General features: G+C 58.3%; 23 protein-coding genes. 6 read left to right on the forward strand and 17 right to left on the reverse strand.

Translation table 11 applies throughout. The features are described 5' to 3' along the window. Positions 1–162: 162 nt before the first annotated feature. The 14 genes from KKW20_RS04955 to KKW20_RS05020 all read right to left on the reverse strand — a co-directional run bounded on the left by KKW20_RS04955 (position 163) and on the right by KKW20_RS05020 (position 12570). On the reverse strand, positions 163–933 hold the full coding sequence (locus KKW20_RS04955; RefSeq protein WP_214566616.1) for a TIGR02186 family protein: 771 nt from the start codon (positions 931–933) through the stop codon (positions 163–165). After that, positions 933–1850 (reverse strand): sulfite exporter TauE/SafE family protein, encoded by a 918-nt coding sequence (locus tag KKW20_RS04960; RefSeq protein WP_214566618.1) that lies wholly within the window; start codon positions 1848–1850, stop codon positions 933–935. Before KKW20_RS04960 ends, KKW20_RS04955 begins: the two co-directional genes overlap by 1 nt. Positions 1851–1909: 59 nt before the next feature. Further along, positions 1910–2713: a purine-nucleoside phosphorylase gene (locus KKW20_RS04965; protein WP_214566620.1), complete on the reverse strand. Its 804-nt coding sequence runs from the start codon at positions 2711–2713 to the stop codon at positions 1910–1912. Then, positions 2697–3662, reverse strand: coding sequence for an ABC transporter permease (locus KKW20_RS04970; RefSeq protein ID WP_214566622.1), 966 nt, complete (start codon positions 3660–3662; stop codon positions 2697–2699). The genes KKW20_RS04965 and KKW20_RS04970 overlap by 17 nt, the downstream gene beginning before the upstream one ends. 2 nt (positions 3663–3664) lie before the next feature. Further along, positions 3665–4762: an ABC transporter permease gene (locus KKW20_RS04975; RefSeq protein WP_214566623.1), complete on the reverse strand. Its 1098-nt coding sequence runs from the start codon at positions 4760–4762 to the stop codon at positions 3665–3667. Beyond that, positions 4762–6375: an ABC transporter ATP-binding protein gene (locus tag KKW20_RS04980; protein ID WP_214566624.1), complete on the reverse strand. Its 1614-nt coding sequence runs from the start codon at positions 6373–6375 to the stop codon at positions 4762–4764. The genes KKW20_RS04975 and KKW20_RS04980 overlap by 1 nt, the downstream gene beginning before the upstream one ends. A 2-nt stretch (positions 6376–6377) precedes the next feature. Next, on the reverse strand, positions 6378–7376 hold the full coding sequence (locus KKW20_RS04985) for a BMP family lipoprotein (RefSeq protein WP_214566625.1): 999 nt from the start codon (positions 7374–7376) through the stop codon (positions 6378–6380). A gap of 189 nt (positions 7377–7565) precedes the next feature. Further along, positions 7566–7982 (reverse strand): GNAT family N-acetyltransferase, encoded by a 417-nt coding sequence (locus KKW20_RS04990; protein ID WP_214566626.1) that lies wholly within the window; start codon positions 7980–7982, stop codon positions 7566–7568. A gap of 2 nt (positions 7983–7984) precedes the next feature. Next, complete coding sequence (gene tsaB, locus KKW20_RS04995; RefSeq protein WP_214566627.1) at positions 7985–8644, reverse strand: tRNA (adenosine(37)-N6)-threonylcarbamoyltransferase complex dimerization subunit type 1 TsaB; 660 nt, start codon at positions 8642–8644, stop codon at positions 7985–7987. After that, positions 8634–9197, reverse strand: a complete 564-nt coding sequence (locus KKW20_RS05000) for a NifU family protein (protein ID WP_214566629.1) — start codon at positions 9195–9197, stop codon at positions 8634–8636. Before KKW20_RS05000 ends, tsaB begins: the two co-directional genes overlap by 11 nt. A gap of 151 nt (positions 9198–9348) precedes the next feature. Next, positions 9349–9804 (reverse strand): universal stress protein, encoded by a 456-nt coding sequence (locus tag KKW20_RS05005; protein WP_214566630.1) that lies wholly within the window; start codon positions 9802–9804, stop codon positions 9349–9351. Positions 9805–9839: 35 nt separating this feature from the next. Beyond that, on the reverse strand, positions 9840–10889 hold the full coding sequence (locus KKW20_RS05010) for an AbrB family transcriptional regulator (RefSeq protein WP_214566631.1): 1050 nt from the start codon (positions 10887–10889) through the stop codon (positions 9840–9842). 25 nt (positions 10890–10914) lie between these two features. Beyond that, the gene (locus KKW20_RS05015) at positions 10915–11790 is read right to left on the reverse strand and encodes a branched-chain amino acid aminotransferase (RefSeq protein WP_214566632.1); all 876 of its coding nucleotides are present in this window, start codon (positions 11788–11790) and stop codon (positions 10915–10917) included. A gap of 351 nt (positions 11791–12141) precedes the next feature. Continuing rightward, positions 12142–12570: a DUF1489 family protein gene (locus KKW20_RS05020; RefSeq protein WP_214566633.1), complete on the reverse strand. Its 429-nt coding sequence runs from the start codon at positions 12568–12570 to the stop codon at positions 12142–12144. Between the two features lie 205 nt (positions 12571–12775). Here KKW20_RS05020 and KKW20_RS05025 point away from each other — a divergent pair, with 205 nt between their 5' ends. The 3 genes from KKW20_RS05025 to KKW20_RS05035 all read left to right on the forward strand — a co-directional run bounded on the left by KKW20_RS05025 (position 12776) and on the right by KKW20_RS05035 (position 16846). After that, on the forward strand, positions 12776–15031 hold the full coding sequence (locus KKW20_RS05025; protein ID WP_214566634.1) for an adenosylcobalamin-dependent ribonucleoside-diphosphate reductase: 2256 nt from the start codon (positions 12776–12778) through the stop codon (positions 15029–15031). A gap of 346 nt (positions 15032–15377) precedes the next feature. Then, a complete protein-coding gene (locus tag KKW20_RS05030) occupies positions 15378–16019 on the forward strand; it encodes an exonuclease domain-containing protein (RefSeq protein ID WP_214566636.1) in 642 nt (213 codons plus the stop codon). 146 nt (positions 16020–16165) lie between these two features. After that, positions 16166–16846, forward strand: coding sequence for a haloacid dehalogenase type II (locus tag KKW20_RS05035; protein ID WP_214566639.1), 681 nt, complete (start codon positions 16166–16168; stop codon positions 16844–16846). Here KKW20_RS05035 and pdxR read toward each other — a convergent pair. From pdxR to KKW20_RS05050, 3 genes are all read right to left on the reverse strand, one after another. After that, positions 16843–18300 carry a MocR-like pyridoxine biosynthesis transcription factor PdxR gene (pdxR, locus tag KKW20_RS05040; RefSeq protein ID WP_246534453.1) on the reverse strand — a complete coding sequence of 486 codons (1458 nt, stop codon included), beginning with the start codon at positions 18298–18300 and terminating at the stop codon, positions 16843–16845. The genes KKW20_RS05035 and pdxR overlap by 4 nt on opposite strands. 43 nt (positions 18301–18343) lie before the next feature. Next, positions 18344–20404 carry a molybdopterin-containing oxidoreductase family protein gene (locus tag KKW20_RS05045; RefSeq protein WP_214566640.1) on the reverse strand — a complete coding sequence of 687 codons (2061 nt, stop codon included), beginning with the start codon at positions 20402–20404 and terminating at the stop codon, positions 18344–18346. Positions 20405–20500: 96 nt separating this feature from the next. Next, positions 20501–21604, reverse strand: coding sequence for a zinc ABC transporter substrate-binding protein (locus tag KKW20_RS05050; protein ID WP_214566642.1), 1104 nt, complete (start codon positions 21602–21604; stop codon positions 20501–20503). A 100-nt stretch (positions 21605–21704) separates the two neighbouring features. Between KKW20_RS05050 and KKW20_RS05055 the strand changes: the two genes are divergently transcribed. Genes KKW20_RS05055 through KKW20_RS05065 form a run of 3 tightly spaced genes read left to right on the forward strand, consistent with a single transcriptional unit; the run spans position 21705 to position 23823 of the window. Beyond that, positions 21705–22232 carry a Fur family transcriptional regulator gene (locus KKW20_RS05055; RefSeq protein WP_214566644.1) on the forward strand — a complete coding sequence of 176 codons (528 nt, stop codon included), beginning with the start codon at positions 21705–21707 and terminating at the stop codon, positions 22230–22232. After that, positions 22229–23020, forward strand: a complete 792-nt coding sequence (locus KKW20_RS05060; RefSeq protein WP_214566645.1) for a metal ABC transporter ATP-binding protein — start codon at positions 22229–22231, stop codon at positions 23018–23020. The genes KKW20_RS05055 and KKW20_RS05060 overlap by 4 nt, the downstream gene beginning before the upstream one ends. After that, a complete protein-coding gene (locus KKW20_RS05065) occupies positions 23017–23823 on the forward strand; it encodes a metal ABC transporter permease (RefSeq protein WP_214566646.1) in 807 nt (268 codons plus the stop codon). Before KKW20_RS05060 ends, KKW20_RS05065 begins: the two co-directional genes overlap by 4 nt. The last annotated feature ends 97 nt before the right edge of the window (positions 23824–23920 follow it).

Genomic DNA, 23920 nt, shown 5'->3' on the forward strand with positions numbered 1-23920 from the left:
TCTGATGGGGCCTTGACGGAAACCGAGGCTGGGTGTTGGTCTTTCTAGAAAACTAGAAAACTAGAAAACTAGAAAACTAGAAAACTAGAAAACTAGAAAACTAGAAAACTAGAAAACTAGAAAACTAGAAAACTAGAAAACTAGAAAACTAGTTTTCCCGTATCAACCGCGCTGAATGACCCGAAATACTGCTGATGCCCCCCAGCCAGCGGCAATAGCGATGACCAAAGACAACAGGCCATAGATCAGCGGCTGACTATGGGCGAGATTGTAGATCCAGCGCTCCAGCCCAACTTTACGCACGTTGATCACCGTCTCGTAGTGCGCCGAAACATATCCGCCGCGGGTCAGGAAAATCCGGGTGCGATAGTCCCCTTCGATCAAGTTCGAAGGAAGGGCGATGCGGGCGTCAAACAACGTGTCTTTATAAATATTGACCGAGTTTTCCACCAGCCGGTAGGTGCCGGCGTTCTCGCGAATACGGATCAGCGCTTCGGTGAAACTGGTCGGGTCCACATTGGTAAACGGGCTTTCGCTGACCTTGATGGTTTGCGAGACGGACACCAAATGGCGCAGGTCATCGAGCACGGAAATCGACTTGTCCAGATCAGCCGAGGTTGCAACAGCGTAAAAGCTGGGCGCAGAGGCCAAGTCCAGCGCTTCGGTGTTCACCCAGATGCCAAAGCGTTTGTCTTTGCGGCGCACGGTGACCGGTCCACTGGGGCCTTCGACCACCACAACCACCTCTAAAGGTTCATCCGCCGGGGCCGGGGTATCACGCTTCACTGCACCAAAGATCAGGATTTCAGAGCCCACAAAGGTCGCATTGATGGACACGAGGTTTTGGCTCAGCCCCGCCACGACTTCTTCGGCGGCGCGCGCCGGTGACAGGCAAAATGTCAGGGCCATAAGGGCGGCAAACAGGCGCAGCATCAGTGCCCCCCCCCCTTGCCGATTTCATAAAGCTCCGCGGGCTGGATCAAGAGATCAAGCGCGAGCTTGCCACAGACCACAATCACCATCAGCGCAAGCAGACTGCGCAGCTGTTCGGCCTTCAGTTTCACCCCAATGCGCGCGCCAACCTGGGCGCCAACAACACCGCCAATCAGCAATAGAAGCGCAAGCGCCATATCAACCGTATAGTTGGTGGTGGCGTGCAATAGCGTGGTGAAAGCGGTCACAAAAATGATCTGAAACAGCGAGGTGCCGATAACCACTTTGGTCGGCATGCCCAACAGATAGATCATCGCAGGAACCATAATAAACCCGCCGCCTACACCCATGATCGCGGCCAAAATCCCCACCAGAACCCCCACCAAAAGTGGCGGAATGACCGAGATATACAGCCCCGAGGTGCGGAATTTCATCTTGAAGGGAAGATTATGCACCCACAGGTGTTTGTGCCGTTTCGAAACCCCGCGACCGCCGCGTGTTTTCAAAAGGGCATTCAGGCTTTCGACAAACATCAGCGCGCCGATAATGCCCAAAAACAGCACGTAACACAGCTTAACCAACAGATCGACCTGACCCAATGCCTTGAGCGTGTTAAACAGCTGGACCCCAAATGCGGCGCCCAAAAGCCCGCCCAACAACAACACCAATCCCATCCTGAGATCGACGGTCTTTCGTTTGAAATGTGCCAAAACACCGGAAAACGAAGAGGCGACAATCTGGGCGGCCCCCGTGGCCACAGCCACCGCCGGCGGGATGCCGATAAAAAACAAAAGAGGGGTCAAAAGAAACCCACCGCCCACACCAAACATACCAGACAGGATGCCAACAATCCCGCCGAGTCCCAGAAGCAAAAAGGCATTCACCGAAACTTCGGCGATCGGAAGATAAATTTGCATCAGCAGACCGATTTTGTCGAAAGGGTTATAATCTCTTTTATTGCCGTATTTTCGATCTATTAGTCACGCGTTAAGTACTGGCGAACCACTTTTTCCAGCTTTTTTGCGCCAAGTGGCGCCATAGCTTTGGTGTGGCTGTGGCTGATCGCTTCATCTGATAGGCCCTGCGCCATGTTTGTGATCACAGAAACCCCCAATACGCGCAACCCAAGAAACCGTGCAAGAATCACTTCGGGCACCGTCGACATGCCCACCGCATCGGCCCCAAGGGTGCGAATGGCACGAATTTCGGCGGGGGTTTCAAAGCTTGGCCCTGAATACCACGCATAAACGCCGGGCTTTAGGGCGATGCTTTCGCCCGCGGCCAATTCGGTAAAACGGGCGCGCATGTCCGCGTCATATGCGCCGCCCATCGGCACAAACCGTGCGTCCGACCGCTCGCCAATTAGTGGATTGAGACCCGAGAAGTTGATGTGATCCTCAATCAGCATCAGCTCGCCGGGGGGAATGTCTTGGCGCAAGGAACCCGCCGCATTGGTCACGATCAAGCGATCGGCGCCCAAGGCTTTCAGAACCTCAAGGGGCAGGCGCATCACATCGCCACGACCGCTTTCATAATAATGCGCGCGCCCGCCAAAAACGGCGACCCGCGTGCCTTCGAGGGTGCCGATCACAAGGTTGGGGTTATGGCCCGACACGCCGGCATGGGGAAAACCAGCAAGGTCGGAATAAGGGATTGCAACCCCATCCACAGCATCCGCCAGATGCCCCAGACCAGACCCAAGGATCAAGCCAACCTCAACCGGCGCATCACCTGCTGCCGCGCGTATGTGCGCGGCCAGCTGATCAGCGTTCTTTGACATAAGGCTCGCCCCCGGCTTTGGGGGGAATGGCCTTGCCAATAAAGCCCGCAAGGATGATCACCGTCAGGATATAAGGCAGTGCTTCCATAAACTGCGCGGGCAGGGTGATGATGCCCAGATCAAGCTTGGGATAGCGGATGGCGATGGCTTGCAACAAACCAAAAAGCAGCGTTGCTCCCAGTGCGGGCACCGGTTTCCACTTGGCGAAAATCAACGCGGCAAGGGCGATATAACCCCGCCCCGCGCTCATCTCCTTACCAAAGGCAGACCCCAGCCCGGTTGCCAGATAAATCCCGGCAAGACCGCAGAGCACACCCGCAATGACCATCGAGGTATAGCGCAGACGGATCACCGAAATCCCGGCTGTGTCCACCGCCGCAGGGTTTTCCCCAACAGCCCGCAGGCGCAGGCCAAAGCGCGTCCGGTAAAGGACAAACCATGAGACAGGCACCAGCAGCAACGCCACATACACAAGGATCGTGTGGCCCGAAAGAAGGTCCGAATAAATCGGCCCCAGCACCGGAATATCCGCCACAGCTGAGGCAAACGGCAGCTCAAGATTGGGAAAGCGTGCCTCCCCGGCAAGGCTGGGCGTGCGCCCCCCAAGCGAGAACCACGCCTCGCCGACCAGAACCGTCAACCCCGAGGCGAGAAAGTTCAGCGCCACGCCGGAAATCAGCTGATTGCCCTGAAAGGTGATCGAGGCGAGCCCGTGGACCATTGAAAAGGCAACTGACACCGCGATGCCCGCACATAGGCCAATCCAGACCGATCCTGTGCTGGCGGCAACGGCCGCTGAGAAAAACGCAGAGACAAGGATTTTCCCCTCAAGCCCAATGTCAAAAATCCCGGCACGTTCGGAAAACAACCCCGCCAGACAGGCTAGCAAAAGGGGCGTGGCCAGACGTAGAGCACTGTCTGAAATTTGCACAATCGTTAGAAAATCCATGATTATGCCTCCTTCCGTTTGGCAGCGCGGATAAACATCCGCTCCACCGGTATTCGGATCATATTATCAAGCGCGCCGGTGAAGAGGATCACCAGACCCTGGATCACCAAGACCAGCTCGCGCGGGATCGACATCCACAGCGCCAACTCGCCGCCACCTTGGTAGAGAAAACCAAACAGAAGCGCCGCCAGAAGCACCCCAAACGGGTGGTTGCGGCCCATCAGGGCCACGGCGATGCCAATGAAACCGGCCCCTTCGATCGAGTTGATGATCAGCCGTTCGCTTTCGCCCATCGTGTTGTTGATCGACATCATGCCAGCCAGACCACCGGACAAAAGCATCGCAATCATGGTGATTTTCAGCGGCGAAATCCCGGCGTAGACAGACGCACTTGGGCTTTCGCCAAAGGCCCGGATCTCATAGCCGATGCGCGTGCGCCACATCAGGATATAGACCAAAACACAGGCCAAAAGCGCGATGAGCAATGAGATATTCACCGGGGCGGATTTGGAAAACGCGATGCCTAAGGGTTCCAGCATCTCGTGGAAGGTCGGCAGGTTGGTGGTCTCAGGAAACTTGGCCGAGGCCGGATCCATCGCGCCTTTGGGGCGCAGCACATTGACCAATAAGTAGTTCAGCAAAGAGGCGGCGATAAAGTTGAACATGATGGTGGTGATCACCACATGGCTGCCGCGTTTGGCTTGCAAATAGGCCGGAATAGCCGCCCAAGCAGCGCCAAACACCGCGCCGCCCAACATGGCGAAAATGATCGCTACCGACCAATGCGGAAAAGGGATGTAAAGGCAGACAAGCGCCACACCAAGCCCGCCAAGGGCCGCTTGCCCCTCGCCGCCGATGTTAAAAAGCGCGGCCTTAAAGGCAATCGACACCGCAAGCCCGGTGAAGATGAAGTTTGTGGCATAATAAAGCGTATAGCCCCAGCCATAGGTCGACCCCAAAGCGCCCGACACCATCAGTTTAACCGCTTCAATCGGGTCTTGGCCAATGGCAAGAATGACCAGCATCGAAATGCCAAACGCCAGTGTCAGGTTCAAAAGCGGGATCAGCGCGATGTCTGCCCATTTTGGCATCTTCTCCATCAGACGGCCCCCTCTTTGACAGCGTTTTTGTCGTTGACCACACCTGCCATCAGCAAGCCCAGTTCTTTTTCGTCCGTTTCAGCAGGTAGGCGTTCGCCCATGATTTTCCCATCAAACATCACCGCGATCCGGTCAGACAGGGACAGGATTTCCTCAAGTTCAACCGAGACCAGCAAGATCGCCTTGCCCTGATCGCGCAGGGCGACAATTTGCTGGTGAATGAACTCAATCGCGCCGATGTCGACGCCGCGCGTGGGCTGACCGACAATCAACAGATCCGGGTTGCGCTCGATCTCGCGCGCCACAATGATCTTTTGCTGGTTGCCGCCGGAAAACGACTTGGCCGCAAGCTGAGGGTTCGGGGGCCGCACATCAAAGCGGTCCATCTTATCCTGCGCGATCTCAACCATTGCGGCATTGTCCATCAACAGGGCGTTTTTCTGAAACTCCGGCTCATGGTGATAGCCAAAGGCGATGTTCTGCCAGGCGGGAAACTCCATGATCAGCCCGCGTGATTGGCGGTCTTCTGGCACATGGGCGATGCCACGTTTGCGCCGCGACCGTGCATCGGAATGTTTCCCGGTCAGATCAAGCTCTTGCCCGTTCACGCGGATGGACCCGGTGGCCTTTGCATAGCCACCCAACACTTCCATCAGATCGGTCTGGCCATTGCCAGACACCCCCGCGATGCCAAGGATTTCACCTGCGCGAATGGTCAGATCAATGCCCTTAAGACGTTCAACCCCTTGGTCATCAATGACCCGAAGGTTGGCCACCTCCAGCATTTTTTCACCCACATGTGCGGGCGCTTTATCCACATGTAACAACACTTTACGCCCAACCATCAGCTCTGCCAGTTGCTCGGGAGTGGTGTCTTTGGTCTTGACGGTGGCGGTCATTTGACCACGCCGCATCACCGAAACCGTGTCGGTGATTTCCATGATTTCACGCAGCTTATGCGTGATCAGGATGATCGTTTTGCCCTGCGCGCGCAGCCCTTCGAGGATACGGAACAGGTGGTCGGCTTCCGCGGGTGTCAGCACCCCGGTCGGCTCGTCCAAAATCAAAATATCCGCCCGGCGATACAGCGCCTTAAGGATCTCAACACGCTGCTGCATGCCCACACCCAGATCTTCGATCAGGGCATCGGGGTCCACGCGCAGCTCATACTCATCCGCCAGCGCCTGTAGCGCTTTGCGGGCCTTGGCAAGCGAGGGGCGCAACAGCGCACCATCTTCGACCCCAAGGATCACATTTTCCAGAACCGAAAAGTTTTCAACCAGCTTAAAATGCTGGAACACCATCCCGATGCCCGCGTTGATTGCGGCCTGACTATCAGGGATCTGCGTCTCGTGTCCGTGGATGTAAATCTCGCCCTCATCCGCTTTGTAAAAGCCGTAAAGGATCGACATCAGCGTTGATTTGCCCGCGCCATTTTCCCCGATGATCCCATGGATCGTACCGGGTTGCACAGAAATCGAGATGTCTTTGTTCGCCTGCACCGGCCCAAAAGCCTTGGAAATCCCGCGCAACTCAATGGCGGGGGCTGTGGTCGGGACGCTGGAGGGAGCAGCAGTTGCCTGCTGCCCCTTTGCATTTTGAGGACCGGCCATGATCAGAAATCAAGAACCGGGCAAGAATCGTCGCTTGAGTAATCATGCACTTTGATGTCACCCGCGATGATCTTGGCTTTCGCGTCTTCAACAGACGTTTTCATGTCTTCGCTGATCAAGGATGCGTTGTTTTCATCCAAAGCATAGCCAACGCCGTCTTGCGACAGGTCCAGCGCTTCAAAACCAACTTCAAGATTTTCGCCTGCGGTCATGATGTTGTAAACCGCCACGTCAACGCGTTTCAGCATCGAGGTCAGAACCTTGCCTGGGAACAGGTGGTTTTGGTTGCTGTCCACACCAATCGACAGAACACCTTCGGCGTCTGCTGCGGCCTGAAGCACACCAATACCGGTGCCGCCTGCCGCGGCATAAACAACGTCAGCGCCTTGCGCGATTTGCGCTTTGGTCAATTCACCACCACGCACCGGGTCATTCCAAGCGGCCGGCGTGGTGCCGGTCATATTGGCGATGATGGTCGCGTCAGGATTGCCCGCTTTCACACCCTGGGCATAGCCACAGGCGAATTTGCGGATAAGCGGCACATCCATGCCACCGATGAAACCAACGGTGCCGGTTTTTGACGCTTTGGCGGCCAGAAGACCCACCAGATACGAGCCTTCATGCTCAGCAAAGCCAACCACATGTACGTTGGGCGCCTCGACCCAACCGTCAATGGTCACGAATTTGGTGTCTGGATAATCCGGGGCCACTTCGCTCAAGGGGGTCGACATCGCAAAACCAGTGGTCACAATCGGGTTTGCACCCGCTTCGGCAAACCGGCGCAGGGCCTGTTCACGCTGTGCTTCGGATTGCAATTCGATTTCAAGGAACTTACCGCCGGTCTCATCGGCCCAACGCTGTGCGCCGCGGAAAGCTGCTTCGTTAAAAGACTTGTCGAACTTACCGCCCAGGTCGAAGATGATGGCCGGATCGGCCAATGCGGCCCCAGCAGTCACGGCAACCGCAGCAGCGGCGCCAAGGAATTTCTTCATCAGGGTCATGTGTTTCTCCCGTTTTCGTTTTCCGGGTCACACGGGGTCAAAATTTGACCATCTGGTGTGATTCCCATTTTTAATGCGAGCAGATCGCTGAAAAGGATCATCGGGGATTTTGTGCCGAGGGCAAGGGGCGGGTCAATCTTTTGTTATCCACCGTGGTCCAATATGCCTTATTTTTCTGGGCACTTAACCTTAGGGAAAGTGCTTTTCCATTAAGATTGCATCCTGTTTCGAGCCATCTGCGCGGGTGTAATACCCAACCCGACGACCGGATTCGCGCCATTTTGCACCCATATAAAGTGATAGCGCTGACATATTGTCGGCCGCGACCTCTAAAAACGCGCGGGTGGCACCTCGGGTCTGGCTGAGCTGTTCAAACTGTTGCACCAGCTGTCGCCCCAAGCCTGCGCCCTGTGCATCTGGATGCACCGCGATGGTCAAAAGTTCGCTTTCATCCACAATCACACGTCCCAGCGCAAATCCCGCCTCATCCTCCACAACAAAAATATGGGGCGAGGCCAAAAGGGCGGCGAATTCATCACCGCTCCATCCGCGCGAGGAGGTGAAGGCCGCGCGGTGAAGATCCGAGAGGTGCCGGGGGTCCGCCATGTTCAGTCCAGGATAACCGGCGCGGGGTCGCGAGGCGGGGCGGCATCCGCCGCTCGCAAATAAAGCGGGGCAGGGCGCGGCAAGTCTGCATTATGCATCCGCATCTGCGCCTTGCGGGCAATCGCCTCGGCCAATGGGTAGGTCGGGTCAAGCACCGACCCCCCGGTCAGCTCGGCAATTTCTTCCGCTCGGTGCCCCATCACGGCGGCCTCAGCCCGTGCAGGCGGCAAGGGGATATTGTCCAACGTGCCAAGCATCGGGGCCGACTGTGTGCCCGAATTGAAAAGCTGGGTGTAAACCATGTCCCGGCGCGCATCCAAGCTGATCAGCACGGTGTGATCTTGCCCCAAGGCCATCGCCTCAAGCGTCGAGACCCCCACCGCAGGCACGCCCAGCGACAGGGCCAGCCCTCGGGCGGCGGCGACGGAAATGCGAATGCCGGTGAAATTGCCGGGGCCGATGCCAACACCAATGGCATCCAGATCCTGATAGGTGGCGCCCCCTGCGTCCAGCACCTCTTGCAACAACGGCATCAGGCGTTCGGCCTGTCCCTTGGCCATATCTTCGTGGGCGCTGGCCACGACCTGACCATCCCGCAGCAAAGCGGCCGCGCAATGCGCGGCCGATGTGTCAAACGCCAAAAGGGTTGGATTAGGCGGCAACGGGGCGCACCTCAATCACTTCGGGGATGTAGTGTTTCAACAGGTTTTCAATGCCCATTTTCAGTGTCAATGTGGACGATGGGCAGCCAGCACAGGCCCCTTGCATGTGCAGATAAACGATGCCGCGATCAAAGCCGTGAAAGGTGATGTCGCCGCCGTCTTGCGCCACGGCTGGGCGTACACGGGTGTCGAGCAGCTCTTTGATTTGCTCAACGATTTCGCTGTCTTCGCCAGTGTGTTCCGCGTGGCCTGACGCATGGGTTGCGTCATTGGCCATCACGGCGGCACCCGATTGGAAATGCTCCATAATCGCGCCTAGAATGGCCGGTTTCACATGATCCCAATCTACGTCATCCGATTTGGTCACGGTCACAAAGTCAGCGCCAAAAAACACGCCGGTCACACCGTTCACGCCAAACACACGTTGCGCCAGAGGCGAGGCTTCGGCGGCGTCTTTGGTGGGGAAATCAGCCGTACCCGTGCCCAAAACATCCTGACCGGGCAGGAATTTCAACGTGGCGGGGTTCGGAGTGGATTCGGTTTGAATAAACATGGCGCACCTTTTTGAGCGTATCAGGACGGCCCAGCGTGTCAGGCGCATTCCCAAACGTTTTAGTTGGGTTTGATATGCGCCCGAGGGGGCAAAGTGTCAAGGTTTGCGCGCTGCGACAGGTTTGTCAGACCCGTCGTCGGGAAGAAGGCGCTCAGGTGATCTTTTCCAACCGGTCTTTAGACATTTCGCCGGGCACAATGGTCATTGGCACGGAAAGCTGGGAAGAGGCGCGCATCATTTGGGTGATGATCGGCCCGGGGCCGGATTTGCCAGAGCCTGCGCCCAGAACCAGCACGCCCACCTCTGGGTCTTCGTTGATCTGTGCCATGATCTCGGTCATGACCTCGCCTTCGCGGATGACCAGTTTTGGGTCTACGTTCTGACGGTCGCGCATCCATTTGGCGAACACCTCGAAATGCACAGTGATCCGCTCGCGGGTCTCTTCGCGCATGATGTTGCCAACGCCAATCCAGTGATTGAATTCATCTGGCGGAATGATCGACAGCACGGTGACGCCGCCACCGGTATTTGCCGCACGCATGGCGGCAAAGCGCATGGCGTTCAGGCATTCGCGACTGTCATCCAGGATCACGAGAAACTTGCGCATTATTGTTCTCCAATAGCTGTGGTCACAAACAGGCGTCAGTCTGCATCACGGCGCGGACCCTGTCCATCGGTTTCGATAGGTCCAGTGCGTGCAAGGCGTGCGGTAAAGCCGGTCAGGATCACGGCCAGCACAATCAAGCGGGCCACATGGGCGGCGGCGACAAAGCTGGGGTCGGCCCCCATGGCCGCGCCCACAATGACCATGGTTTCCAAGCCGCCCGGCGCAAAACCCACCAGAATGTCCACCAGCGGCAGGCCAGACAGCCACGCGGCCGGCAGCGCAAAGATCAACGCAAGCCCCACCGTCAGCACCACCACAATCACGCCCGCCAACAGATTGCGGCGCAACTCGGCAAGGCGGATCCCCGCAAAGCGGGTGCCAATCAGGCTGCCCATCAGGATCAAAACCATCTGCGACACCATTTGCGGCAAGTTGCCCACGACCAGTTCGCTTAAATGTGCGAGCGCGCCGACAATCATCGCCCCGATCAGGATCGGCGCAGGCAGCTTGAGGCGCAACAGCACCGGGGCCAAAGCGGCCGCAACAATCAGCTGGCCCAATATGGCCCCCCAGTCCGCCGAAGCACGCCCATCAGGCAGACCAGCCCCAACCTCGATCCCTGCCCAACGGGCCATAAATGGCACACAAAGCGTCAGCGTGATCAGGCGAAGCGAGGCAAGGATCGCGGGCCGGGTGATCGACAAAGACAGGCTGTCGGCCAGCGCAATGACAAGGGACAGATGGCCGGGCGCCGTGGACAGGAACGCCTCGTCCCGATCAAATGGCAGAACGCGCGGTAAGACCCAACGACCAAGGTACGGCGTGACCAAAGTGAGCAGCGCCAGCAAGGCAAACGCGATAGGCCAGCGCGTCACAGCGCCCAGGCTGTCAGGCGTCACCATCGACCCCACCGTCAGCCCCACCAGCAAAAAGCCAATGTCGCGCACCGGTTTGGCGATATCCGTCTTGATGCCCGCCATGCTGGCCGCAGCCACCGCAAGCGCGGGACCGGCCAAAAACCCCAGCGGCATATGTACCGCCCAAGCCAGCGCCGCGCCCGCCGCACCGATGAGTAGTGTGACCAATGTAGACGTGAAAGCTAAGGGCAACTTACTGCCCCGAATGGGCCCAATCCCAATACATATCGCGCACGCGCGCTGTCACGGGGCCGGACTTCTCGCCAGAGTTATACTGGGTGCCGTCGAATTCGGTCACCGGGGTCAGCTTGCTCATATTGCCAGACAGGAACACCTCGTCCGCGGCGCGCACATCGTCAAAGCTCATCACCACCTCATGCACCTTCATGCCGTCTGCGCGCATGTTTTCCATGTGGCGCGCGCGGGTGATGCCGGCCAGAAATGTGCCGTTGGGGATCGGGGTGAACACCTCGCCGTCACGCACGATAAACACGTTGGAGGACGCACTTTCCGCCACATTGCCCAAAGCATCCGCGACCAGCGCATTGCCGTACCCTTTGGATTTTGCCTCGGCCATCATCCGCGCGTTGTTGGGGTAAAGACAACCCGCCTTGGCGTTCACCACAGCACTGTCCAGCGTCGGGCGGCAGAACCGCGTGGTGGTCAGCGTGGTGGTTGCGGTGGGCGGCGCCATTGGGATCTCTTCCAAACAGACCGCAAACCCGGTGGAGCCTTCGCGCGGCAGGATGCCCATTTCGCCGCCATCCACAGCCCAATACATGGGGCGGATGTAAATCGCTTGGCTGGCGGAATAGGCAGACAGCCCTTCGCGCACAATCTCGACCATCGCGTCGGTGTCCACCGTGGGCGTGATCATCAGCGCCTCGGCTGACCGGTTCACCCGCGCGCAATGGGCGTCCAGATCCGGGGCCACCCCGTCCACAAACCGGGCGCCGTCAAACACCGTGGTGCCCAGCCAACTGCCGTGATCAGCGGCCTTCATCACCGCCACATCGCTATTGTGCCATTGGCCGTTGAAATAGGTGCGGATGTTGCTGCCCGATGCCATGGGACGCTCCTTTGGTCGAAAAACGAGGTTGAAATCTGGTGGGGTCGTGATGTTGGCGCAACTTTAACAGCGATAGGTCAGGTGTCCAGACCTGTACGTCGATGCAACGGTGTTGGCTCCCCAGGCCGGAATGACCGTGTCTTGAGCCCCCCCCAAACACCCCTTTGGGCAGCTGGAACAGCCACCCAAAGGGGGCGCGCATGCAATGGGGAAGTGACGGGCACGCGCTGGCCTGCGTGGGGGCGTGACGGACGGGCGGGTCAACACGCGGTGTCGCAGGCACCATGAGGCTAGCCGGTCAACGAAACGATTCTGTGACAGGGTGAGACCACGAGGAATTTCAGAGCGGGGTCAGCGAATGCCAATGTCGGCTAGCGCCGAGGCGATGTCTGACGGCAATTCATCATCGCCGGGCTTTTCCATGGTCAAATCACGCGGCGCGTCTTCGGGTTTTAGGTATCGCCAGCCCTGAAACGCGCGGCGCGGCTGGGCCTCGGTGCGGATCACATCAGGCGATAAAACCAGACCGCAGCGGCGAATGCCATCCTCGCCGATCACCTCATCCAGACGAATAATCTGTTGGCGCGCAAGCACTTGTCCCTTGAAGACCCAATAAAGCGATCCGCCGTCGACAAGTTCAGCTTCGCGTTTGGGCCACATCCGGGTGACATGCATTGGCGTGGGGCGTTTTGCGGCCTCCATGCGCATGGCTTGCCACGCCTCGAGATCTTCGACTCGCTCGGCCCCTACACAGAGTTTTACCAGATTCACATAGCTCATAGGATTTACCATATATATGTGGCGTATCTGTCGCGACACACTAAATGTTGATTTTTCGTGAGGAAAGTTCGTGACAGGGGCGCAGCGTTTGTTATACATGCCATCCCTGAGGATGATGGGCAAGATCCTGCTGCCGCTGATTTGCCTCTCACACACCCCGCGCGACCACCAAAAACACCACATCCGATAGAAAAGAAAGCCACACATGACTCGTTTTGCTGCCCCCATCGCCGAACAAATCTGGGATATGAAGTACCGCCTCAAAACGGCGGAGGGCGATGCGAAGGACAAAACAGTCGAAGACACCTGGCGCCGCATCGCGCGGTCATTGGCTGAAAATGAACCGGACCGTGAGGCGGAGTTTTTTGACGCGCTGGAAGATTTCAAATATCTGCCCGCAGGCCGCATCACCGCGGGCGCTGGCACCGGCCGGTCCGTGACCCTGTTCAACTGCTTTGTCATGGGCACCATCCCAGACAGCATGGCGGGGATTTTCGACATGTTGAAAGAAGCGGCCCTGACCATGCAGCAAGGCGGCGGGATCGGTTATGATTTTTCAACCATCCGTCCACGCGGCGCGGATGTGATGGGGGTTGCGGCGGACGCCTCTGGCCCGCTGTCGTTCATGGATGTGTGGGACGCGATGTGCCGGACCATTATGTCGGCAGGCTCACGCCGTGGCGCGATGATGGCGACCATGCGGTGTGACCACCCCGATATCGAAGATTTCATCACCGCCAAAGCTGATGCTGCCCGCCTGCGCATGTTCAACATGTCGGTGCTGGTCACGGATGAATTCATGCAAGCGGTGAAAGACGACGGCAGCCTGGATCTGAAATTTGGTGACCGCGTTTATCACACCGTTCAGGCCCGTGATCTGTGGAATAAGATCATGAAGGCGACCTATGATTACGCCGAACCCGGTGTGATTTTCATCGACCGCATCAATCAGATGAACAACCTGAATTACTGCGAGCAGATCGCGGCGACCAACCCTTGCGGTGAACAACCCTTGCCGCCCTATGGCGCCTGCCTGCTTGGCTCGGTCAACTTGGCCCGTCTTGTGACCAACCCGTTTGAAAAGAACGCGGAACTGGACCCCGAAGGGCTGGATAAACTGGTGCGCACCGCCATTCGCATGATGGATAATGTGGTCGACGTGTCAAAATTCCCGCTGGAAGCACAGCGCCAAGAAGCCCAGGCCAAGCGCCGCATTGGCCTTGGTGTGACCGGTCTGGCGGATGCGCTGTTGATGCTTGGTTTGCGGTATGGTTCCGATGAGGGGGCCGCGCAAACCGAGGCGTGGATGAAGCAAATCGCCCGCGCGTCTTACCTTGCCTCCGTGGATCTGGCGAAAGAAAAAGGCGCCTTCCCGCTGTTTGATGCCGAGGCATATCTGTCCTCTGGCAATATGTTGCAAATGGACGATGACGTGCGCGAGGCGATCCGCGAACACGGCATCCGCAACGCGCTCTTGACGTCGATCGCGCCCACCGGCACCATCTCGCTTTACGCAGGCAACGTATCGTCCGGCATCGAGCCGGTGTTCGCCTATGCCTACACCCGCAAAGTGCTGCAAAAAGACGGCACCCGCACCGAAGAAGAAGTGGTGGATTACGCGGTGCAAATGTGGCGCGACAAGTTCGGCGACAAAGAGCTGCCCGACTACTTCGTGAACGCGCAAACCCTTGCCCCGGCGGACCACGTCAAAATGCAAGCCGCCGCCCAGAAATGGATCGACAGCTCGATTTCCAAAACCATCAACTGCCCCGAAGATATCTCGTTCACCGAATTCAAAGACGTCTATCTGCAAGCGTGGGAATTGGGCTGCAAAGGCTGCACCACCTATCGTCCCAACGATGTGACCGGCTCGGTTTTGTCGGTGTCAGAAGACAGCGAAAAAGCGCCCGAAATCGAAACCGGCGCCGATGTGGTCTATCTGTCCGAACCTTTGGGCCGCCCACAATCGCTCGAAGGTCACACCTATAAGGTCAAATGGCCCGACAGCGAGCACGCGATCTACATCACCATCAACGATCTGCTGATCAACGGCCACCGCCGCCCGTTTGAAGTGTTCATCAACTCCAAAAACATGGAGCATTTCGCCTGGACCGTGGCCCTGACCCGGATGATTTCCGCCGTGTTCCGCCGCGGTGGCGAGGTCAGCTTTGTGGTCGAAGAACTGAAAGCCGTGTTTGACCCGCGTGGCGGGGCCTGGATGGAAGGCAAATACATCCCGTCGATCCTGGCGGCCATCGGCGGCGTGATCGAACGGCATATGGTGGCCACAGGTTCCCTTGAGGCCGAAGGCATGGCACCAAAAACCGACCCACAAGCCGAGATCATGGCCGTCGGCGAAGCCCCCCGCGGCCCCGCTTGCCCAAGCTGCGGCCAGTTTGAAATGCAAATGGTCGAAGGCTGCATGACCTGCCGCAGCTGTGGCCATTCCAAATGCGGCTGATTTTAGATTGAACTGATGTTGTTGTGAAAACCCACATCAGTTTGAAATTTGACCAGCTTAAGTTGCAATTCTGATCCCTAAAAGTTTGTCATCGCCCCTACCGGGCGGTGGCAAATTTCTTTTTTGGAGTGGATTAAATCCGGTCCGGCGTTTGGCCATGATCGCTGCCCTGACCGCTGAATTTAGTGAAACGGCCCAAGGCTGAGGGCAGGCAACAAATTGCAGCCTACGTCAGTGTCCAAATTTCGGGGAGCGCTCAGTCGTCCCTGTGCCCCGCCGTGGCCCATCACATAATTTGTGTCATCAACGGCTTTGCGCGGGGGGATAAACATGGGAAAGTGTTTCCATGGCGCATTCTGCCCCCTTGTCTCTTCCGGCCTGTTTCAATCAGACCACCCCGCTGAACGACCCCCTCAGGTTCATTGCTGTGGATGTCGAAACGGCGGGATATGACATCGCGAGCATCTGCCAAATTGGTCTCGCTTTCGTCGGCTTCGACGGTTCAATCGCAACGTACAGCGCGTATATCAACCCGTGTGTGCCATTCGCCGAGGGCAATACACGGTTGCATGGGATCGATGCTGCGACCGTTAGACATGCCCCGCATTTTCAAGCTGTGCTGCCGGATCTGCGTTATCTGTTAGAGGCATGTCCGCTGGTTCAACATAGCCGGTACGACGAGAAAGCGTTTGGCGCCGCGTGCCAGTTGGCCAAACTTCCGGTGTTGAAATCGGTTTGGTCAGACAGTGTTAAAATTGCACGCCAAGCCTGGCCGGAGTTGCGCGGCAATGGCGGGCATGGTCTGGCCAACCTGAAAAACGTGCTGGGGCTTCATTTTCGGCACCATGACGCAGGGGAAGACGCGCGGGCCGCCGCAGAAGTTGTCCTGAAAGCCGAGGCCGCAATGGGCCGAAAAATCAAGCTGCTCAACACCGCGCAACAGCTGGTCTTTGATTTTCATCCCCCCGAGGGGGCGCGCCAAGCGTGAGGCGTCAAAATGCCCAGCACGCAGGCCTTCGCGAACACGGAAAATTCCATGAGGTCAAACGCGCAATTTATTGAAAAGAGACAGCGCATTTTGCATTTGCGTCGCTTTGTGTCATCTTGTGTCAAACCACAAGAAAGGGCCGCAAAATGCCGATCAAAGCCGTGATATTTGATGCCTATGGCACCTTGTTTGATGTCTTTTCCGTGGGCGCGCTGGGCGAGGACTTGTTCCCCACAAAAGGCGCGGCTTTGGCCGTGCTTTGGCGCGACAAACAGATCGAATACACCCGTTTGCGAACCATGTCGGATCAGTATCGCGATTTTTGGAACGTCACACAGGACGCGTTGGCATTTGCCTGTGACAGCCTTGGTCTGCCCCTTACAGATGCCGCGCGCGATCGGCTGATGCAGCAATACGCTCAGCTCACCGCCTTTGACGAAAACGCCGCCGCCTTGACCAAATTGCAGGATGCGGGCCTGCCTTTGGGCATCCTGTCCAATGGCACCCCGGACATGTTGCGTTCTGCCGTTGAAAGTGCGGGGTTGGCCCGATTTTTTGACCATGTGTTAAGCGCGGACAGCGTGAGGAAATTCAAAACCGCGCCGCAAACCTATCAGCTTGGTCCCGATGCCTTTGGGGTGCCTGTTTCAGACATTCTTTTTGTCTCATCCAACTGTTGGGATGCATGCGGGGCGACGTGGTTTGGCTATCAAACGCTTTGGCTTAACCGCTACGATCAACCGTTGGAACGCTTAGGGGTGCGCCCAAACCGCATCGGGTCGGCGCTGACGGATGTGGCCGCCTATGTTGCTGAAATAAACGGTTAACCTGCGCGCAGGGCCTGTCGCAAAACCCCCAACGCGGGGGCCATTTCGTCGGGGGTGAAGCCGCAAAATCCAAGGACTAAACCGTTGAAATTGCTGTTTTTTGTGGCGTATTCTGACAGGGGGTGGGCCGTCACGCCCAAATCCGCGGCCCGCGCCGACACCGCGTGATCCGCTAGGCCTTCGTTTAAATGAAAGGTCACCTGCATCCCGGCCTGATGATCCTCAAAATGGCCAAATTCGGCAAAACCCTGCGCCAAACTGTCGAGCAGAAACTTGCGCCGTTCGCCATAAATGCGCCGCACCCGACGCAGGTGACGGTAAAACTCGCCAGAGGAAATGAACTCCGCCAAGGGGGCTTGCGGCATCAAGCTGGCTTTTTGCCCAAACCGCCGCATTGTGTCGCGAAAACCGTCGATCAACGGGTCGGGGACAATCACGTACCCAAGCCGCAGCGCGCTTGAGAAAATCTTGGAGAAACTGCCGATGTAAAGCGTGCGATCAAGGTGGTCAAAACCGGCCATCGCGGGAATGGGCCGCCCGGCATATCGAAACTCGCTGTCGTAATCATCCTCGATGATCCAAGCGTCGTGGGATTGCGCCCAGTGGATAAATTCCAGCCGTCGATTGGGCGACATCGCCCCGCCCAGCGGGTATTGATGCGAGGGGGTTAAGACCACCAATCGCGGCGCGGTGCCCGGTGGCGGAAGGTCGGCCCCAGCCCCGGTGGCATCCAGATACATCGGGTCCAAACCCTGCACCTCGGCAAAGTGGCGCAGGGGCAGATAGCCGGGGTTTTCCAAACCGATCCGGTCACCTTCCTGCGCCAGGCTTCGGGTGCAAATCTCTAGCGCATCGGTGGAGCCTGCGGTGATGATAATCTGATGCGGCGACGCGGTGATCCCGCGCCAGTCCGCCACATGGGCGGCAATGGCTTGGCGCAGTTTGAAATGGCCAAAAGGGCTGGCCCCCTCAAGCATGGATCGCGGGTCCGTCCGGCAAATTCGCGCGGTGGTTTTGGCCCATTGGGCATGGGGAAACAGCCGCATATCGGGGCGACCGGCCTGAAACGGATGGGGCGTTGGTGGGGTGTCCCCTTGGGTTTTCGACGGGGTGGGCAGGGGTGTTTTTTGCGCCAGCTCCACCTCGCCAATTGCACAAACTGTATAGCCCGACCCCTGCACACTGGTCAGATACCCCTCGGCCACCAATTGGTCATAGGCGGTCACGATGGTCGACCGTGACACGCCAAGTTCCGTTGCCATCGCGCGGGTGGCGGGCAGGCGGGTGCCTTGCGTCAGCGATCCAGAGACAGCGCGCGTGCGAATGACCGTGCAAATCTGTTCAAACACCGGCACTTTGCTGTGTCGGTCGATGGTGAACGCCAGCGCGGGAATATGTGTCTGGATGCTCGCCATGGTTGCCCCCCCCAAATTGGTTTGGTCATATCTTGCCATATTGGATGATATGCTGTGGCCAAAAAGGGGGCAAGCTGTTCGCTCAGGCGGTTCTCACATCCACAAAAGTTTCGTGGTAACAGGCGCCGTCCTCGATATCCGTGCGGATGTCAGCGGGGATCAGCGCGTTCACGGTCAGCCCCGTTTGCGACGTGGCGCGCCAGGTGCCTTTGGGGCTGTAAAGCACGCCGGGGCGGGTGGCATCGGTCACGACCAATTGCAAGGTAACAGCCCCGCGCGCATTCCAGATTTCGACCGTGGCGCCATCAGAAAGCCCGCGCGCCTTTGCGTCTTTTGGATGCATTTCAACAACTTCCAACCCCTGTGACGCCGCTTGCCCGCCAAAGGTGGCATTGGTGCGTTTGGTAGAGCTGGGCGAGATCAGCGTGAACGGCTGGTCCTTGGTCACAGGATCATAACGTGGCACACCAAAGCCAAAACGCGCCTCAAGATCCTGCGAGAAAAGCTCGATTTTACCCGAGTCCGTGGCGGGGGTCACGTTGTGGCACATGATCATCGTTTCGCCATCCGGGGCGGCCATTTCAAGGGCGTGGTCCAGCGCAATCTGGCTGGGACGCGTGCCTTTTAACTGCGGATGTGTCCCGTCAAAGGCGTCATCCATCAGCTGAGCATCAGAGGCCTGAAAGATCGGATCATCATAGCCAAAGCGCGCGGCGAGCCTGCGGAAAATCTCTGTGTTTGGAAGGCTTTCGCCCACGGGCGGAATAACCGGGGCGGCACGTTGCACATAGTTTTGACCGTAAGCGCCATAGACGTCATCAATTTCAAATGGGCCAGAGGCGGGCAAGATCACGTCGCAAAACTGCATGCTGTCGGTCATCGCAATATCACAGCCCGCGATGAACAAATCCTCGCGCATCAACGCCTTGATCAGCGTGCCTTGATCGGGGTGGGTGGCCACGGGATTGTGGTTGTAAATCATCGTGGCCGTGATCGGTACATCCAAGGTGTCGTCCAGCAATTTCTGGGCCAGATCCACAATGTTCAAAACCCGCGTGCCGGGCTTTTTCAGATGGTCCCCATGCAGTCGCGCGGTGGTTTTGGGCGCGGCAAGGCCGGATTTTGCAATCACACCGGCCCCAAGTCGCCCGTGGTGGCCCATGAGTGCGGGAAGCGCCATGGCCGCGCGCAATCCAGACCCGCCAGAGCGGCCACGCTCGATCCCATTCCCCGCTGAACAGGTCATGTTTTTCGCGGCACATATCATGTCGGCGAGCGCGTGAATTTGATCTGCCGCCACGCCACAGACCTTTTCAATCTGGGCGATGGAATAGGTCCGTGCCTGCGCCATATAGGCGTCAAACCCGTCGACCCAAGTGGTGATGAACGCCATGTCCAACGCCCCGCGCCGTTCAAGCTCTGCCGCCAAACCCATCGCCAGCACCACATCGGTGCCGGGGGCGATTTGAAGGTGCATATCGGATTGTTCCGCGATTTTGATGCGCTTGGGGTCGATCACCACCAGCTTGGCGCCATTTGCCCGCGCGCGTTTCAAAAGCGGCGCGAGATGCAGGTTTGAGACGGTGACATTGTTGCCCCAGACCAGCACCAGATCCGCGTGTATGACCTGTTCGGGGGGCATCCCGGGTGCCGCCCCAAACAGTGATGAATAGGCCGTGCCACGCACCGCGCCACACAGCGGCCCGCGGTTCAGCATCGTGGCGCCCATGTGATAGAAAAACCGCCGGTCCATGGACCCCGCCGCAAGCTCGCCATGCGGCCCGGCATAGTTGAAGGGCAGCACGCTTTCGGGGCCGTGTTTGGTGATGGCGCGGGTGAACCCGTCGTGTATCAGATCCAGCGCCGCGTCCCAGGTGATGCGCTCAAACTGGCCGGATCCGCGCGGCCCCACCCGTTTTAGCGGGTGCGTCAGACGCCCATCCCCATGGGTGAAATCCGGGTAAGAGCGCGCCACTTTGTTGCAAATTACATTGTCCGTATAAGGGTTTGCGCGCGAGCCTTTCACATCAATGATGGTCCCGTTTTGCACCTTGACGCTTAGGCTGCAGGTGTCGGGGCAATCCAGCGGGCAAACGCTGGGATGTGTGGTTGCAGGTGCGGACTGCGGGCTGTGGTGTGTCATGGGAATACCTTGGGCAAACATGTGTTTCACCCAAGGTATCGCCAAAATGGTTCAGTCGTTAAGCGCCAAAATGGACAAAAACGACCAGACCAATTTTTACTTTACGCAGCCCACAAAGCTGTCTGCCATGCCGCGAAGCAGTTGGGTGTAAAGCGCGGGTCCAGGGGTCAGGGCCGCACCAAGGGGGTCGATCACTTGTGTGCTGACATCGGTGCCTTCAAACACAGTGTTGATCAGGCCCGCGTTGAACTGCGGCTCCGCCAAAGCACAGGTGATCTGGCCGTCTTTCACCGCGTCACGCAGGGCGGCAATGCGGGCAGGGCTGGGGCGGCTGGCATCGCCCAGCGAAATGGCACCCGCGGCTTTCAACCCAAAACGTGCTTCGAAATACTGATAGGCGTCGTGAAAGACCACAAACCGCGTGTCCGCGAGGGGGGTAAGCGTTTGGCGGGTGTCTGCGATCAAAGCGTCCAGCCCTGCGCGGGCAGATTTCGCATTGGCAAGGTACACATCGGCATGTTCCGGGTCGCGTTCGGCCAGTTGATCCGCGATCACACCAAGCCACATTTGCGCATTTACCGGGTCGAGCCAGACATGGGGGTCCATGGCGCCTGCGGCGTGGTCGTGATCATGGTCGTGCCCATCGGAATGCTCTGCATCGTGATCCGCGTGGTCGGCATCGTGGTCGGCATCATGGTCGTCTGCATGATCGTTGTCGTGGTCTTCGTGTTGCGCGTCATCGTGGTCGTCATGGGTTTCATGCGTGTCGTGGTCATCATGATCGTCGTCATGCGCACCGTGGTGATCCTCGTCGCCAAAGACGGCGGCTTCCCGGAATGGCAACTGCGCGGTCACGCCGTTTTCTGTCAGGGTCAAACGCGCCGCACCCGCGGCAATCGTGTCCAAAGATTTCTCCAGCCACGGCGTCAAAGTTGGGCCAACCCAAACCACCAAATCCGCATCGGCCAAGGCCGCGGCCTCTGACGGGCGCATGGAATAGCCGTGTGGCGAGGCCCCCGGCGGCAGGATCAAATCAGGCGTGCCAACGCCTTGCATCACCTGCGCCACAAGCGCGTGGATGGGGGCGATGTCGGTGGCCACATGCGGGATATGGTCGTGCGCTTGCGCGGCGGGGGTGAAGCCAACAACCAGTGGAAGCAGGGCGGGAAGAAGGCGAGGGGTGAAAAAGCTGCGCGGCATGTGGTGTCCTAGAGTTGGTGTTACTATATAACATATCGGCACCCTTGCTATCTGTTATACTATATCATATCAAGCCCTAAATGACCGGATCGGGATCCCCATGAGCACACCGCCTGCCACACCCATAGACGCCCCCAAAGACACGGTTGGGTTTGCAAAACATGACCACCACGGCTGCATCGCATCCACCGTTGAGGCGGCGGTAAGCCATTGCACCGACAAAGGCTTACAGCTGACACCCGTGCGCCGCCGCGTGCTTGAAATCCTGCTCAAACGCCATCAGGCCATGGGCGCCTATGACATTCTGGATGTGTTGCGCAACGAAGGGCTGGGTGCGCAACCCCCCGTCGCCTACCGCGCGCTGGATTTTCTTGTGACCAATGGGTTTGCCCATAAGATCGAACGCTTAAACGCCTTTGTCGCCTGCGCGCACCCCTGTCAGGATCACGCGCCGATCTTTATGATCTGCAAGGAATGTAACGCCGTGGCCGAGACACACAGTGACCTTTCATTGGGGCGTTTGGGGCAGGCCGCCGCCGACGTCGGGTTTGAAATTGAACGTATGGTGGTTGAGGTCGAAGGCCGTTGCCCCAACTGTAAATCCTCCGTCAAGGGTTCAGCCGCATGAGCTTGCTGTCGGTCACAGGCCTGTCCGCGCGACAAGGCGGCAAACGGGTGCTGAGCGGGGTGGATTTTTCCATCGACCGGGGCGAGATTGTCACCATTGTCGGGCCAAATGGCTCGGGCAAATCCACCTTGTTGCGGGTGCTGATTGGCGCGCTGAAACCAGAGGCCGGACAGATCACCCGCGCCCAGGGGCTGCGGTTGGGATATGTGCCGCAAAAGCTGCATATCGACCCAACCCTGCCGCTGACCGTGGCGCGGTTTTTGCAACTTCCCCACCGGGTGCCGGCACAAAAGGCGCGCGATGCGCTGGCCCGGACCGGGGCGCTGGGCCTGTGGGATCAGCAAATGGCCGGCCTGTCGGGCGGGCAATTCCAACGTGTGCTTTTGGCGCGCGCTTTGCTGTGTGACCCGGATATTCTGGTGCTGGACGAGGCGACACAGGGTCTGGATCAACCGGGGTCTGCCGCATTTTACGAGCTGATTGCCCACCTGCGCGGCGACCTGAACTGCGCCGTGTTGATGGTCAGTCACGAGCTGCATGTGGTGATGGCGGCCTCTGATCGGGTGCTGTGTCTGAACGGGCATGTCTGTTGTCAGGGCGCGCCGGAACATGTGGCCTCGGCCCCGGAATACCGCGCGTTGTTTGGCTCTGGCACCCACGGGGCGCTGGCGTTGTACCGCCACGAACATTCCCACAGTCACGATCATCACAGCCATGATCATGCGGATTGCGATCACGACCATTCCAATGATGGGCATTCAACGCCCCAGTCAGGCGGTGCAGTATGACCCTTTTTGACGGTTTTATGATCCGTGCCGCCTTGGCCGGGATCGGTGTGTCGCTGGCCGCGGCCCCGCTGGGCTGTTTTGTGGTCTGGCGGCGTATGGCGTTTTTTGGCGATGCCACGGCGCATGCGGCGATCCTTGGGGTTGCGCTGTCTTTGGCCTTTGATGCGCCGATCTTTGCGGGGGTGTTGATCGCAGCCCTGACCATGGGATATGCGGTGGCGGTTTTGGGCGCGCGCGGACATGCGATGGACACGATGCTGGGCGTGCTGTCCCATTCCGCCATCGCCTTTGGCCTTGTGGCGGTGTCCTTTTTGTCTGGTGTGCGCATTGACCTGATGGCCTATCTTTTTGGCGATATTCTTGCGGTTGGCCATGCGGATCTTTTGGTGATCTGGGGCGGTGCGCTTCTGGTTTTGGCGCTGTTGTGGTGGCGCTGGTCGGCGCTTTTGACCGCAACCCTGAACCCCGATCTGGCCTACGGCGCCGGGCTTGACCCGAAGCGCGAGCAACTGGTGCTGACCCTGGCGTTGGCTGTGGTTGTCGCCGTGGCGATCAAAGTGGTCGGTGCGCTTTTGATCGGGGCTTTGCTGGTCATTCCCGCCGCCGCCGCGCGCCCCTTGGCACAAACGCCAGAGCGTATGGCGGTGATTGCGGCGGGCATTGGCGCAGCCTCTGCGCTGGGCGGATTGCAACTGGCGTTTTGGATCGACACGCCAACCGGGCCAACCATTGTGTGCGTTGCTGCGGGTCTGTTTGCGGTGGCGACGCTGTTGGATGTGCTGCGCAAAAGCGCACGCGCCTGACTTGCGGATCTGATTGCGGTGCTGAACGGGTGAACCAATTTGCAACAGGTGGCCTGCGTGATTTTAGACAGATTGTTCGAATCAACGATGCGCTGTT

This window comes from Aliiroseovarius lamellibrachiae (assembly GCF_018599245.1).
GTDB lineage: Bacteria > Pseudomonadota > Alphaproteobacteria > Rhodobacterales > Rhodobacteraceae > Aliiroseovarius > Aliiroseovarius lamellibrachiae.

What these genes read in the sequence shown, in the direction of transcription:
- KKW20_RS05060 (WP_214566645.1), top strand. Translation starts at nt 22,229, where the DNA reads ATGAGCTTGCTGTCGGTCACAGGCCTGTCCGCGCGACAAGGCGGCAAA.
- KKW20_RS04960 (WP_214566618.1), bottom strand. Translation starts at nt 1,850, where the DNA reads ATGCAAATTTATCTTCCGATCGCCGAAGTTTCGGTGAATGCCTTTTTG.
- KKW20_RS05000 (WP_214566629.1), bottom strand. Translation starts at nt 9,197, where the DNA reads ATGTTTATTCAAACCGAATCCACTCCGAACCCCGCCACGTTGAAATTC.
- KKW20_RS05005 (WP_214566630.1), bottom strand. Translation starts at nt 9,804, where the DNA reads ATGCGCAAGTTTCTCGTGATCCTGGATGACAGTCGCGAATGCCTGAAC.
- KKW20_RS05015 (WP_214566632.1), bottom strand. Translation starts at nt 11,790, where the DNA reads ATGGCATCGGGCAGCAACATCCGCACCTATTTCAACGGCCAATGGCAC.
- KKW20_RS05030 (WP_214566636.1), top strand. Translation starts at nt 15,378, where the DNA reads ATGGCGCATTCTGCCCCCTTGTCTCTTCCGGCCTGTTTCAATCAGACC.
- KKW20_RS04980 (WP_214566624.1), bottom strand. Translation starts at nt 6,375, where the DNA reads ATGGCCGGTCCTCAAAATGCAAAGGGGCAGCAGGCAACTGCTGCTCCC.
- KKW20_RS04965 (WP_214566620.1), bottom strand. Translation starts at nt 2,713, where the DNA reads ATGTCAAAGAACGCTGATCAGCTGGCCGCGCACATACGCGCGGCAGCA.
- KKW20_RS05050 (WP_214566642.1), bottom strand. Translation starts at nt 21,604, where the DNA reads ATGCCGCGCAGCTTTTTCACCCCTCGCCTTCTTCCCGCCCTGCTTCCA.
- KKW20_RS04985 (WP_214566625.1), bottom strand. Translation starts at nt 7,376, where the DNA reads ATGACCCTGATGAAGAAATTCCTTGGCGCCGCTGCTGCGGTTGCCGTG.
- KKW20_RS05055 (WP_214566644.1), top strand. Translation starts at nt 21,705, where the DNA reads ATGAGCACACCGCCTGCCACACCCATAGACGCCCCCAAAGACACGGTT.
- KKW20_RS04990 (WP_214566626.1), bottom strand. Translation starts at nt 7,982, where the DNA reads ATGGCGGACCCCCGGCACCTCTCGGATCTTCACCGCGCGGCCTTCACC.
- KKW20_RS05025 (WP_214566634.1), top strand. Translation starts at nt 12,776, where the DNA reads ATGACTCGTTTTGCTGCCCCCATCGCCGAACAAATCTGGGATATGAAG.
- KKW20_RS05020 (WP_214566633.1), bottom strand. Translation starts at nt 12,570, where the DNA reads ATGAGCTATGTGAATCTGGTAAAACTCTGTGTAGGGGCCGAGCGAGTC.
- KKW20_RS04955 (WP_214566616.1), bottom strand. Translation starts at nt 933, where the DNA reads ATGCTGCGCCTGTTTGCCGCCCTTATGGCCCTGACATTTTGCCTGTCA.
- KKW20_RS05045 (WP_214566640.1), bottom strand. Translation starts at nt 20,404, where the DNA reads ATGACACACCACAGCCCGCAGTCCGCACCTGCAACCACACATCCCAGC.
- KKW20_RS04975 (WP_214566623.1), bottom strand. Translation starts at nt 4,762, where the DNA reads ATGGAGAAGATGCCAAAATGGGCAGACATCGCGCTGATCCCGCTTTTG.
- KKW20_RS05065 (WP_214566646.1), top strand. Translation starts at nt 23,017, where the DNA reads ATGACCCTTTTTGACGGTTTTATGATCCGTGCCGCCTTGGCCGGGATC.
- KKW20_RS05035 (WP_214566639.1), top strand. Translation starts at nt 16,166, where the DNA reads ATGCCGATCAAAGCCGTGATATTTGATGCCTATGGCACCTTGTTTGAT.
- KKW20_RS04970 (WP_214566622.1), bottom strand. Translation starts at nt 3,662, where the DNA reads ATGGATTTTCTAACGATTGTGCAAATTTCAGACAGTGCTCTACGTCTG.
- pdxR (WP_246534453.1), bottom strand. Translation starts at nt 18,300, where the DNA reads ATGGCAAGATATGACCAAACCAATTTGGGGGGGGCAACCATGGCGAGC.